The sequence below is a fragment of the Exiguobacterium sp. SH1S1 genome (assembly GCF_004337245.1).
GTDB lineage: Bacteria > Bacillota > Bacilli > Exiguobacteriales > Exiguobacteriaceae > Exiguobacterium > Exiguobacterium aurantiacum_A.
The window spans coordinates 38,196-50,134 of sequence record NZ_SJUZ01000006.1; the positions used below are offsets into that span (position 1 = coordinate 38,196).

Consider the following 11,939-nt stretch of genomic DNA (forward strand, 5'->3'; position numbering starts at 1 on the left):
TTTCTTTCTCCTTTCAACCGACAGACATTTGTTTTAGGAATGACGCATCAATCCGAATCAGTTCCGCATGTGGATGTTTTTGGCGCTCGATGATTCGGCCAAACCGTTTTGAGGCGACGAATCGATTCGACTCGTGAATCCACGCCAGGCGCACGAGTGCGAGGCGCAACTGCTTACGACCGTCACTCATCCGAAGGTGATCGACTTTATTATCAGCATCTAGGCGATTGATGAACAGCTCGACTTTACACTCTTCCTTCACCAAATAGGATACCAGATAAGCGGCCTGTTGAGTCAACTCTTCGTAACGGGCGTGGAGACCATTCCCGAGCGGACCGCTCAAGTCAAACATCAATGTGAACGTATCGAGGTTTTGGCGCTCATATACTTTCGCCTGTAGCTTCCCTGTCTTGGCTGTAGCGACCCAGTCAATTTGTTTCACCGGCTCTTGCTCATATTGTTTTGAGCTTTGGATCATCAACGGGTCGTGGAGCGGTGAATGTTTGACGAGTCGATCCCCCATCCTTACCAGGCGTGAATCGGAAGTAGATAGGTCGCTTCGTCACGAAGTTGTAGGGAATGCACGCGCTGATTTTCGTCAAACATCACCCTTCATAATCACAGCTCAGTAATCCTTCCTTTAAACAAAAGCCCCCAATCAATAGAGCGAACTGATTGGGGACCGGGTATCACGACTGCGATACTGGAAAATCATGTGACTTGTTTCGTCATTGCTGAAGAATCTCTTGATATTTGTAGCCCTCTAAGATTTCATGATCTTCTTTGAATGTCCAATCTTGAATCGAAAGCTTTGGATTTGATTCTAAGTAATGGTTGAGAATATCTTTTCCTAAAATATAGTTACTCCAGCGAGGAAGATTCTTTTGCTCATTACCGATAACAAAATCGTTAAATGTTGTTTCATAATCATTAACAAGGTTGGCTACATGCTCCTTCGTCTTCTCATCCATTGGTTCATGCCAAGGAGGTGAGACGCCTTTGACAATTCGATCTGCAAAAGCATCTGCTTTCCCTTCTAATATGACAGAATTTAAAACCGAACTAACCATAAAGTTTGGTGTGTCGCGAAGAATCAAGTGATGATATTCATGTGCAGTCGCATAAGCAAGGATATCTTTATCGAAGTCTTCATTCAGATAAAAGACAAAAGTATCTTTATATGCATTTCCACTAATCCCACCCAGTGACTCACCGATAAATGCAAATTCTGAATTGATTGGTACGAGAAAAATCGTACTTTTCTTTTTAGGAAGTGCCTGATGGGAAGCGATGTAAGTTTTTATAATCGTTTCTTCAATCTCACCATGTTTGCTCATCAGCACATCGATTCGATTTAGGAGTTGTTGCTCATAGGATGTCGATTTCATCAAAAAGTTGCCTTTCAAATCCGCTGTTCCGAACTTCTCCTCTTCTCCAATCTTCCCTATGTAATCGAGAACAAATTCTCTAAAAAATTTCTTTTTCTGTTCTGAATCATTCGTCTCTAGAGATGCCTCCAAATACTTTTGATACTGTGTGTAAAGTGGCACGATTTTTAATTCACTATCGTCGCTTATTTTTATAGTCTTAGGCTGCACGTTAACGTTCTCTTTTATAGCTTCGACATTTTCTTTGTCACCAATGCATGCCGATAACAGAATCAAAGGAATACAAAGTAGAAGAAGTGTGAATCTTTTCAACTGAACGACCTCCGTCTCTTTTTAAACCATCAAGCATTTATCGTGAGCTTTTATCATGATGATGTTTTTTCTCTTCGAAAGACTGTGTAGTAAAGATTATGAGTCACCTTCCTTTTACATGTTAAATTGTACCATATTTTCTATCAAATTACCTTTCGACATTTTAATCAACTTGTAAATATCACTGTTGTTTTTTGGGTTTACGTTGAGACGTTGTGCTTAACTTCCTATTATTCGTCATACAAAAAAATTGCCCGTTCATTGAACGAGCAACCAGACTTCTCCTGTATAAATATCATCCTCATCTTGAATCCGCTCGTGGAACCGATGCACCTCGACATCCGCTGAGGCTACGAGCTTTTGTTGAAACACATCATCTAAGGGCAAGGGCGTCCATGTCTGATCCGGTGAGTCACGTTTCATAAACACCTTCAATCGTGCATCATTTTCAAACACGAGGAGTTCGGACTGCCAAAGCGTCGGAAGGTCCAACAAGACGACGACCCGGTTCCGCTCCTCTTCTCGGAGACGCACGAGACGGGAGGCCCCCTCCATCATCGCCTCGATGACCGCATATTGAATCCGGCTGTTCTCCTGTACCGATAGTAAGAACGGTTGATCGATTGGGATTTTGTTGTGCCAATACCCGTCGTGAAACGTCGTCGGGAACGAATGGGTCTGTTCGTCGACATACATGCGCAACCGTTTCAGTCTTCGTCTGACACCGCGTACTTTCGCCCGTCTCTTCAAGATGTTCTTCCCAATATGGCGTCGACTTGCTGCTGGTGATGCCGGTCATGTCCGATGAACTCGGTGACGATATAAGTAAGCGTATACGGAACACCCTGATGCGGGCAATGGGTCACCCCGTTCGCCGTCGTGTGCGAAGTCAGCGTCTCTTGACGCAATGACCGCAGTACTTCTATGAGTGAACTCCGACTCGTTTTGGCTAATTGGAGAACGTTTTCTCCCGAGAGACGTTTCGCTTTTTGGGTCGCCCGCGCGTTAAACGAGTCGAACTCAGGGAAGATCATCCCTTCTCCGTTCTTCACGGCTGGGATGATGACGTTCAACAGATGGTTGTCCCAATGGGCGATGTGAAGGACGACTGCTTTGATTGACCATTTGTCGGTCGCAATTGGCTTTTCCCACATCGATTCATCCAATCTCTCTAGCGTGTTTAGCCAATCTGTATAGGATGCAAATTCGTCGATGACGTTTGAACGATTAGTCATGAATCTGTCCCTCCTCAATTCATAAGGTAAGGAAATTGTATCATGTTCGATTACTTCTGTTCCGGTCATATTTTTCTATCCTTGGTCAATCAAGCAACGCTTGACGGAAGCGATTGATTCTCACAATGATGACTTATACATCTAGCGAGATGGACACTTTCTTTTTGAATTGTGGAGTTATCCCGTCGATTGAAATCGAACCGTAAGTGACCGTTAAGCCTTCTGGCGTCGGGACAATAGAAAGGGAAAACGCATTTAGCCAGTCCGCTGACGTCGGAAATACCCCAGGGGCCCAATCCAGTTCAAGTTCGTGCCCAGCAATCGCGTAGGAGAATGGCACATGACGATACACGTCGACGAGCAGTCGTTCGATTTGCTGTGTGAACGCGGATCTCGATGCAGGATGTGAAACGACATCCCCCCAGTTCAAATCGATGAGAATCCCGACATAAGTGTCCATCACTTGAAGGGACACGGTCATCACCATATCCACGCCTCTAAAATAGTTGCTTCGTAAATGGATAGATCCGTAATGCCCGATCCGAGCAAAGTCGGTATCTGTCGTTGTCGTCCAATCGTTCCCCGCTTCATCCTGACTGAATGTCACGTTTATGATTTCTCCACCGCTACTTAACAGTTCCTCACATACATTTTGAGCAAGTTTAGGTAACGGATAATGGCTCGGATAAGCCATCCCGATGGAAATGAATCCGCCTGCTTGATCCATTCGAACACCTCCTTTTTCAATCATACAAAAAACGGCACCGTTAGGAACGGTACCGTTAGGAACGGTACCGCGCTATGTTTGAGCCTCAGATGTTTATGCTAATGACGTCCTATTCATTTGTTTTCTTCACTGCTTCGATCCATCCTGCATCGTTCGTATCATGCGAGTGATTCGCTTACGCGACAGCAGTCGGGGCAGGAAGGCAACGAGCCGATTCCGTCTCCCTGGGATGATCAAGGTCTTTCCGTTCATAAAGCCACGATACCCGATATCCGCGACCCGTCCTGCTTCCATGATCGTGCCCGTTTGAATCAGTTTTGACGCCTGCATCCCGGAGCGGTCGACGAAACCAGTCGATGTTAACCCTGGACATAAAGCGGTCACCGTCACGTTCGTCCCGCTCACTTCATTTTCGAGCGCTTCTGAGAACGACAACACGTATGACTTCGTCGCGTGGTACACCGACATCAACGGTCCCGGGAAAAAACCGACCATGGAAGACACATTCATGATGCCCCCTTGATTCCGTTCAACCATACCGGGTAAAAACAATTTGGTCATCACCGTCAACGCCTTGATATTGACGTCAATCATATTCACCTCTTGGTTCATATCTGTCTCTAAGAACGTCCCGTACAGACCGAACCCGGCATTGTTGACCAAGTAGTCCACGTGGACCCCCTTCTCCTGGAGCTCCTTGTAAATCGCTTCTGGCACTCCCGGTGACGCGATGTCTTTGGCGATGACGGTGACGCCAACACCATGATTGATCCGATAATCTTTAGCGATTTCTAACAGTTTCGCTTCATTCCGTGACACGAGTACCATCTCATGTCCATCCCGGGCAAAGCGATCGGCCAATTCTTTGCCGATCCCACCTGACACGCCTGTGATGAGAACCGTTTTTTTCATGGCAGTCTCTCCCTCTTTTTCTGCTACAAGCACTAGTCTCACATACTTCAGAACGTAATGATGACCTTTCCTTTCGGCCGACCCGTCGCAACTAACTGTAGTGCTTCGTTCACTTCATCAATCGTAAATCGTTTCGGATGAAGGGCAGGAACGACTTGGTTCGTCTCCACGACGCTCGTGATTTCTTTGAGTTGTGCCCCATTCGCACGTACGAAGATGAAGCGGTATTCGACGTCATGTTTTTTTGCCACCCGGTCATATTTCGCACCCGCCATCGAAAATAACGTTTGTTTCCAGAACGGGAGCTGTCGATCTTTGGCGAACCGTTTATTCGGACCTGTCCGTAAAGACAGGAGTCGTCCGCCTCGTTTGAGGATGCTCAGCTCTTTCTTGAATTCGGTCGGCCCTAACGTATCGATGACATAATCCACGTTTTTCAGGACATCCTCATAGTTTTGCGTCGTGTAATCCAAATATTGATCGGCACCAAGCTTCAGCGTCCGTTCGCGTGACTCCGCATTCCCACTGACGATCACTGTCAGACCTAACGACTTCGCGAGCGGAACGGCCATTTGACCGAAACTACCCGATCCCCCCGGAATGAACACAGATTGTCCGGACTGGACGTTTAATTCTTCATGTAAACCTTGGTAGGCTGTGAGTCCCGTTAAAGCGACAGCTGCTGCCTCTTCGTAAGATAAGTTTTTTGGCATCCTTGCGATGGCAGATGCATCGACTGCTACATATTCAGCGATGGCCCCGATTTTTTCGATCGGCAGACGCGTGTAGACGTCATCTCCAAAGGAATAACCGGTCACATGTTTCCCGACCTGTTCGACGACACCCGCCAGTTCGTTCCCGATTGTCAGCGGGAAAGCATAATCTTGAATCAGTTTTACGCTACCGGTCATGATCAACATCTCGAGTGGATTGATGGCGGCGGCCTTTACCTTGATCAACACATCATTGTCCCCGATGTCCGGAACACGTACCTCGTTCACTTGCGCTTCGATTACTTTCGAATATCGACTGATTTGAGCTGCTTTCATCATTTTGTTCATGATTGACTCTCCTTTGTTTGTCTCGACAGATGATCAAATCGCATCTGAATCGAGGAATAGGTTGACGTGTGCGGCAAATCGTTCGGGGAACTGGAACAGATGACCGTGTCCAGAATCCGGATAGACGATCAATTGTGCGTTCGGTATTTTTTCGGCCAAAATGTAACTGTTCTCAGTCGGCACCATGACATCTTTAATCCCATTCGTCACAAGGACCGGTTGTTCGATCGCATGTAGCCATTCATAGTCTTCGTCCGGCTTTTGTTGCGCCCATTTCGCAACGGCTTGTAATTGTGCACCCTAAGTATGATAGAAACCTGTTGCTGTTTTTTAGAATGAACGTTCTAAAACAGGTAAAAAAAGAAAGTCAGTCCAATACGCTGAGTGTCAGCGCGATGATGCTTTCTAATTCTTTTTGCGTGTAGTTCGTTTTGATCAAGACACGAAGACCGATCAAGTTGTTGTGCAGGAAACGCGCCATCTGTTCCGAATCGATGTCGGTTGACAGCTCGCCACTGATTTTCCCTTGTTGAATCAACTGTTGGAACATGTCCTCGGTCCGATGGAACATCGTCGTCGCCATCCGGTCGACCTCTTGGTCCAAGAGCGACAATTCGACGGCTGCATTGACGGATAGGCACCCTTTTGGATAGGTTTCAGAAGACCTCAGAATGAATCGAAATATATCCCCGATGGCCGACTTGACGGATTCATGTTGACGAATAATCGTCTCCATCTCATGCGTGATGAATTTTTCATACTCGCCGAGCGATGCTAAGAACAACGAGCGTTTGTCACCGAACGTGTCGTAAATGCTTCGTCGATGAATGCCCATGTGGTCGACCAAGTCTTGCATCGATGTTTTCTCATACCCTTGTTCCCAAAACAATTCCATCGCTTTCTTTAATACAATCGTTTCGTCAAACTCTTTACTTCTAGCCATCTCGATCCTCCTTCGGTCACCACATAGTTTTAGAATGAACGTTCTAACTACACCCTCACTATATCCTTTCTAGAACGATTAGTAAAGAATAAAGTTGATTACACGAAAGAAGAGGAGCATCATCCTCCCGGGACGACGCTCCTCTTCTCGCGATTATCTCCTCAATCGTTAGGAATAAGTTTCCTCTGTCGATTGGAGAGCACATGCTGAACGGTCCCGTTCAGCATGTTTACAGCCAGACTGGTAAAGAAAAGAAAACCAAGAACAATACGGTCAAGACACCGACGACCGGACTGAGCGAGCGATAGCCCTTCTTGAACAAGACGATCATCGTGTAGGCGATGAAGCCGAGCCCGATGCCATCGACGATGGAATACGTGAACGGGATCATGATAATGACGAGGATCGCCGGGAAGGCCTGCTCCCAATTGTCGAGCGGAAGATGTTTCACGTTCTGGAACATCATCATGCCGATGATGATCAAGACCGGCGCGATCGCCGTCACCGGAATGATCGCGAACAGCGGCAACAACAAGAGCGAGACGACGTAAAGACCTGACGTCACGAACGACGAGATGCCGCCGCGTGCGCCGACCGAGATGCCGGCCGCGACCTCGACCGTCGAGACGGTCGGGCTCGAGCCAAACATGGCCCCGGCCATCGTCGACAACCCTTGGGCGATCAAACCTTTCGGGGCTTGATCGTCCTTGCCGATCGCCCGCGTCTGATTCTGGATCAGGCTGATGTTCTCGATCAACAAGACGAGCGTCAACACGCCGACCGCGATCAGGAAGATCGGTGATGTCGATTGCGCGAACGACACATTGCCGAACACGGTCCCGAACGACTCGAAGAACGGTGTGAGCGCGAACTCACCTGTCCAGTCGAGCGTTCCCGTGACAGCGCTCAAACCGACACCGAACGCGATCGTCCAGAGGAAGCTGCTCGGTCCCATCTTCAAGAACAAAAGAATCGCAACGAATAGCGTCAGGAACGCGACCTGCACCGGTCGCTCCCCGAGGTCTCCGATGTGGAGCAGTGCCCCACCACCGCCCGAGACGATCCCTGCCGCTTCGAGCCCGATCAAGATGAGGAACAGGCCGAGTCCGACCGTCAGTCCGTCATGAATGATCGGCGGGAACGCGTTCGCGAGTTTCCTCGCCACTTTCGTCACCGTCATGAGGACGACAAGCGCCCCCGAGACGAGCGAGACGGCGAGCGCACTCTGCCAGCTCAGTCCCATCTGCAAGACGAGCGTGTACGTGAACAACGCGTTGATGCCCATACCAGGTAGGAGCAACAACGGTAAGTTGAACAGTCCCGCGATGAACGTCCCGATGATGCTTGTCAAAATCGCTCCGACGAGCGCTCCCTCGAACGGGAGTCCGGCTTGTGTCAAGATTGCCGCATGTACGGCCGGGATGTATGCTGTCGCCAGAAAGTTCAGCACGCCCCCGTATGTTTCTGTTTTCCATTCTGTTTGTTTTGCCATAGGAATCAATCCTTTGTTGGCACCCTCACCCACCCATGTGGTTACACACGAGACTTATTATATCCTGTCTGACTTCAGACATGCAACACTATCATAGTTCAATTCCATCTTTGGACCCAATGTTGAGACGACTCCATCTAAAGGTTCATTTTATTAAATAAGAACAAACGTTCCTATTTTTAGCATCTATTTTAGCGGGAATCTGCTATAATGAAGAGGCAGGTTAACGCAGCAATAGTGGGGTCAGCCGCCAATTCCGCAATGGAGGAAGGCGGTGGTGCGGATGGAACAACTATGGACCTGGGTCGGTGACTACGTCATCATTCCGATCCTCGCTCCGATTATCGTTCACTTGGTAATCCACCAAACATCCGATCGTGCAACGTCTGAACGCACAAAAAAATGACCCCCTCGGCGCAATGAGATGGGTCACTTTCTGATTCACTAACCATTGTGGCGGCTGGGCCACTCTTGAAGTGGTAGCCTGTGAGCCAGAGGCCGGTGTATCGAGCACCGGTCTCTTTCTACTTGCATCATACCATATCTGTTCCCGGTTTTCAGTATTAGAAACACGAAAACGATGAATTTGACGTGACGAACACCGAGTGATTTAACCCGGTGTTTTCATATCTTCTTCTACCGTGTAGCGGGAGAACCATTTCAACATGGCATCCGCCTCTTGTTTCGGGATATCCTCGATCATTTCATTCGATAAGACACCACGAGTCGAGAACAGGACGTTGCATACATCGAAACGACGCTGAAGCGGCGTCTGTGTCACTTGGACCTGTTCAATCCGCGGCTTGTCTGTCAAAAATGAGTGGACGTTGAACGCACCGGTCCGGAGCTCGACGAAGCGACCGTTCCGAGCGTAGCGCGTCGTCATATAGCTCAACAGGCGGCCGCCAATGATGATGGCCCACAACAGGACGAGCCACCAGGCGTAATCGCGGAAGAAATAGAGGACGACACCACTGATGATGAGACCGAACCAACTGATCCGCATCAGCTTGATCCAAAGCGACCGTGTCGGTAAACGATGGAGCGTGTCGGCCCATGTGAACTGGTTGAAGTGCTCGTTCAGCACGGCCATCGCCTTGTCCCGTTTGACGAACGGGAGGATGGTCGATGACTCGTCTTTCAACTCGTCCATCGTGCCCGCAGCGACGAGCTCGACGCCGACGATGTTGAACCAGCGCCGGATGAACGTCTCTTTGATGCGGATCGCTTGAATCTTCTCGTACGGGATCTCTTTCGCCGAGCGGTTCAAGAGCCCTTTCTCGACACGGATCCGGTCCCCTCTTCGTTCGAGCTGGAAGTTCCCATATTTCAAGAAGTTGATGACTGTCCCGATGATTAACGACATGATAAGGATGGTCAAGATGGACAATCCGAGCGCGATGAATGAGGCCCGTACGACCCAGTCCTCTATTTGATTGAACGTTCCATCAAGGTTGATGAAGTCATCGATCGAGGACACGACCGTCGAGGCGACCGGGAAGATGGCGAATACCGACAGTGACGTCAGCGAGGCGATGATGATCTCGCGGGTCGAGATGGCATACAGCAAACGGCTCGCCGGTTTTTCAATCGCCACCGGTGCAGATGTCGTGTCTGTCTCCTCTTCCACGGGTAAGTCCGTTTCAGTCTTCCGATGACGGACCTGGTCGAGGATGTCCTCGAGCCGCTTCGCCTCGTTCGGGAAGACGCCGGCCAGTTTGAACGAGGCGTCATCACTGTTCGCGTTCGTGTCGAACGTCAACTCGACGACACTGAGCAGACGGTAAAGAAACGGGCTGTTCGAATGAACGCTCTGGATCTTATAGAGCGGGAGCGACTTCTCTTTTTTGATCCAGTTCCCGTCGATGATATACATCGTCTTGTCGTCCAAGGCGTAACGGAAATTGCGCCAGCCGAAGAACTTTTGGATCACGTCGAGCAAGAGGAAGAGCAAGATCCCGACGCGCAAGATGATGCCGAACGTCGAGCTCCAATCGTTATTGATCACAAATAGCAGTACGAGCGGGATGATAAATGACTTGATGACCTCTAGTACACGTAACAGTAAAACGCGAGTCGGTAGACGATGCCAAGTGAGCGTCGCTTCCGTCATACGACATCCTCCTCCTCGATGCGGGCATAGACTGCGATCTGTTCACGGAGCGTCTTCGCGAACGACTCCTCGATCGCATAGATCTCATGTGACCCAGCCGCAGTGCCGATCGTGATCGTCTGTAGGCCGTACTTCCGGAGCAGCGGTCCTTGTTGGGCGTGGACGTATTGCACTTTCGTCATCGGAATCAACACGTCGTGTGTCGTGATGATGCCATGATGTAATCGTATCTCGAGCGGTTTTACGTCATACGTGAAGCGTTCTTGCTTCCACTTTTGGAAGACGACGATGTCGATCACGCTATAGATAAGATCGATGGCGAGCAAGCCATACATCGTATATTGAAGCCATGTCGGCCAGTCAAAATAGAGCGAGGCGACGACGAGACCGCCGGTGATGACGAGCCCGATCAAGTAAAAGATAGCGCTAGACAACCGGAACACGGTCCGTGCTTCGATCGGTAGTTTACCGCTGAGTGATGTTGGTACTGTTTCTATGTCTGACATTGGTGTTTCCCCCTATCCGTTCGGACGCGTTGTCCGTCTCTCTTTTAGTATACGTCGTTTATTTGAAAAAAGTTTCATTCCGCTACGGGGAAGGTGTTCGAGTGCGCCCGAACGGTCCTTACTCATTCGTGCAGTCTAACTAAAAGTCTTCTTGGAAATGTTCGATGTATCTTGAGTGTCCCAAAATTTTGTAGGATGCATATAAGGCTCCTCAGCTTAGCTTAATTTAATTGAGAACAAATAACATTCATCCGTTTATATGCTGATAAAGACTTTTGAGTTGTTCGCTTATATAGGTGCGCGCAGCGGTATCGTAATAGCGCCAGTGCATACGCATATATAATGAATTTAAAAAAGAAGCGTCCTGAATTTTTGTTAGTAAGAATTATCGTCATTCTTATCTGCCAGGCGAAGCTCATCTAGGTCACTGAACACTACATGTGTCCACTGCTAGAGATTTAATGAGTTGTCTTTCTCGTACATAGATTCAATAATAAAAATCAATCGCTCCTTGGCTAATTAATAAATCGATTTCATGTTCTTTGGAATGTGAAAAATCTAGATGAAGTGCAGTATGTAACGAAATATAGGAATTCATCAACGTAGTCCTCTTAATCATGACGCGAGCTTTTCTTTATTCTAAATGAACCTTTAGATGAACGACACTCGATAAAAATATCCTATCCAAGGTTTCATCATATCTATAAAACATCGCACAATGCACCATCAATCAAGCGTCGGCAAAACGAAGAATCGCTTCTTTTCTTTAAATGTCAGAACCTCCTCATGACTCTCACCGCTTGCTTTCCACAAAATACGGAGCGTATAGTCACTATCTGAATTCGGTTCAGATCCTAAAAATACAAATTCGTAGTAACTATTTTGCCGCATGTCAATTGGCTCACTTAAAAAGTCTCCAGTCAGTTGAGTGTCATTTTCATAAAAAGACAAGTCGACAATCTCTCCGTCCAATTCGTCCCACGTCAATTCGCCCGCCCATGTCTCCTTTAAAGAATGTGACACGGTATAAATTGCGTTAAACTTTTCATCTTCAGAACTCGCAACGAGCTTTGGCGGGAGTGTCAGTGAAAAGCCCACCCATATCACTAAAAAGAGGCCAATCATTCCTAGTTCAACTTTCAGTTTCTTCACTCCGTCTCCTCCTTTTAACTGATTACCTTTATTCCGTTCGGTAGTCACTTTCCACATTCCTTTTTATCCGGCAAAAAAGCCAAGTCGCATGAGCGGCT

General features: G+C 48.1%; 13 protein-coding genes and 1 pseudogene. 1 reads left to right on the forward strand and 13 read right to left on the reverse strand.

Annotation, left to right across the window (positions count from 1 at the left end; translation table 11 throughout):
* Positions 1-13: 13 nt before the first annotated feature.
* The 10 genes and pseudogenes from EVJ23_RS11360 to EVJ23_RS11405 all read right to left on the reverse strand — a co-directional run bounded on the left by EVJ23_RS11360 (position 14) and on the right by EVJ23_RS11405 (position 8,070).
* Positions 14-523 carry a DUF58 domain-containing protein gene (locus EVJ23_RS11360; protein ID WP_236633764.1) on the reverse strand — a complete coding sequence of 170 codons (510 nt, stop codon included), beginning with the start codon at positions 521-523 and terminating at the stop codon, positions 14-16.
* 205 nt (positions 524-728) lie between these two features.
* The gene (locus EVJ23_RS11365) at positions 729-1,700 is read right to left on the reverse strand and encodes a DUF2268 domain-containing putative Zn-dependent protease (RefSeq protein WP_131440684.1); all 972 of its coding nucleotides are present in this window, start codon (positions 1,698-1,700) and stop codon (positions 729-731) included.
* Positions 1,701-1,958: 258 nt separating this feature from the next.
* The gene (locus tag EVJ23_RS11370; RefSeq protein ID WP_131465014.1) at positions 1,959-2,450 is read right to left on the reverse strand and encodes a DUF3916 domain-containing protein; all 492 of its coding nucleotides are present in this window, start codon (positions 2,448-2,450) and stop codon (positions 1,959-1,961) included.
* The gene (locus EVJ23_RS11375; RefSeq protein WP_131465016.1) at positions 2,447-2,935 is read right to left on the reverse strand and encodes a DinB family protein; all 489 of its coding nucleotides are present in this window, start codon (positions 2,933-2,935) and stop codon (positions 2,447-2,449) included. Before EVJ23_RS11375 ends, EVJ23_RS11370 begins: the two co-directional genes overlap by 4 nt.
* A gap of 133 nt (positions 2,936-3,068) precedes the next feature.
* A complete protein-coding gene (locus EVJ23_RS11380) occupies positions 3,069-3,662 on the reverse strand; it encodes an Imm64 family immunity protein (RefSeq protein ID WP_161567029.1) in 594 nt (197 codons plus the stop codon).
* Positions 3,663-3,788: 126 nt separating this feature from the next.
* The gene (locus EVJ23_RS11385) at positions 3,789-4,574 is read right to left on the reverse strand and encodes an SDR family NAD(P)-dependent oxidoreductase (protein WP_131465020.1); all 786 of its coding nucleotides are present in this window, start codon (positions 4,572-4,574) and stop codon (positions 3,789-3,791) included.
* Positions 4,575-4,621: 47 nt separating this feature from the next.
* Positions 4,622-5,635: an NADP-dependent oxidoreductase gene (locus EVJ23_RS11390; protein WP_131465022.1), complete on the reverse strand. Its 1,014-nt coding sequence runs from the start codon at positions 5,633-5,635 to the stop codon at positions 4,622-4,624.
* A gap of 33 nt (positions 5,636-5,668) precedes the next feature.
* Positions 5,669-5,902: pseudogene (locus tag EVJ23_RS11395) on the reverse strand (alpha/beta fold hydrolase); the annotation flags it as partial.
* Between the two features lie 100 nt (positions 5,903-6,002).
* Entirely contained in the window at positions 6,003-6,578 is a 576-nt protein-coding gene (locus EVJ23_RS11400; RefSeq protein WP_131465024.1) for a TetR/AcrR family transcriptional regulator, read from the reverse strand.
* A gap of 229 nt (positions 6,579-6,807) precedes the next feature.
* Positions 6,808-8,070: an NCS2 family permease gene (locus EVJ23_RS11405; protein ID WP_016508713.1), complete on the reverse strand. Its 1,263-nt coding sequence runs from the start codon at positions 8,068-8,070 to the stop codon at positions 6,808-6,810.
* Positions 8,071-8,353: 283 nt separating this feature from the next.
* Here EVJ23_RS11405 and EVJ23_RS15385 point away from each other — a divergent pair, with 283 nt between their 5' ends.
* Positions 8,354-8,476, forward strand: coding sequence for a hypothetical protein (locus EVJ23_RS15385; RefSeq protein WP_255569860.1), 123 nt, complete (start codon positions 8,354-8,356; stop codon positions 8,474-8,476).
* A 204-nt stretch (positions 8,477-8,680) separates the two neighbouring features.
* Here EVJ23_RS15385 and EVJ23_RS11410 read toward each other — a convergent pair whose 3' ends face one another.
* The 3 genes from EVJ23_RS11410 to EVJ23_RS11420 all read right to left on the reverse strand — a co-directional run bounded on the left by EVJ23_RS11410 (position 8,681) and on the right by EVJ23_RS11420 (position 11,841).
* Positions 8,681-10,183: a PH domain-containing protein gene (locus EVJ23_RS11410; protein ID WP_131465026.1), complete on the reverse strand. Its 1,503-nt coding sequence runs from the start codon at positions 10,181-10,183 to the stop codon at positions 8,681-8,683.
* Complete coding sequence (locus EVJ23_RS11415) at positions 10,180-10,689, reverse strand: PH domain-containing protein (RefSeq protein WP_131465028.1); 510 nt, start codon at positions 10,687-10,689, stop codon at positions 10,180-10,182. The genes EVJ23_RS11410 and EVJ23_RS11415 overlap by 4 nt, the downstream gene beginning before the upstream one ends.
* 726 nt (positions 10,690-11,415) lie before the next feature.
* The gene (locus tag EVJ23_RS11420) at positions 11,416-11,841 is read right to left on the reverse strand and encodes a hypothetical protein (protein ID WP_070327269.1); all 426 of its coding nucleotides are present in this window, start codon (positions 11,839-11,841) and stop codon (positions 11,416-11,418) included.
* Positions 11,842-11,939: the final 98 nt, after the last annotated feature.

Bases quoted from the DNA above. Each gene is read 5' to 3' on its own strand.
- EVJ23_RS11380 (WP_161567029.1), bottom strand. From the start codon at position 3,662: ATGGATCAAGCAGGCGGATTCATTTCCATCGGGATGGCTTATCCGAGC.
- EVJ23_RS11385 (WP_131465020.1), bottom strand. From the start codon at position 4,574: ATGAAAAAAACGGTTCTCATCACAGGCGTGTCAGGTGGGATCGGCAAA.
- EVJ23_RS15385 (WP_255569860.1), top strand. From the start codon at position 8,354: ATGGAACAACTATGGACCTGGGTCGGTGACTACGTCATCATTCCGATC.
- EVJ23_RS11390 (WP_131465022.1), bottom strand. From the start codon at position 5,635: ATGAACAAAATGATGAAAGCAGCTCAAATCAGTCGATATTCGAAAGTA.
- EVJ23_RS11415 (WP_131465028.1), bottom strand. From the start codon at position 10,689: ATGTCAGACATAGAAACAGTACCAACATCACTCAGCGGTAAACTACCG.
- EVJ23_RS11400 (WP_131465024.1), bottom strand. From the start codon at position 6,578: ATGGCTAGAAGTAAAGAGTTTGACGAAACGATTGTATTAAAGAAAGCG.
- EVJ23_RS11405 (WP_016508713.1), bottom strand. From the start codon at position 8,070: ATGGCAAAACAAACAGAATGGAAAACAGAAACATACGGGGGCGTGCTG.
- EVJ23_RS11375 (WP_131465016.1), bottom strand. From the start codon at position 2,935: ATGACTAATCGTTCAAACGTCATCGACGAATTTGCATCCTATACAGAT.
- EVJ23_RS11410 (WP_131465026.1), bottom strand. From the start codon at position 10,183: ATGACGGAAGCGACGCTCACTTGGCATCGTCTACCGACTCGCGTTTTA.
- EVJ23_RS11360 (WP_236633764.1), bottom strand. From the start codon at position 523: ATGGGGGATCGACTCGTCAAACATTCACCGCTCCACGACCCGTTGATG.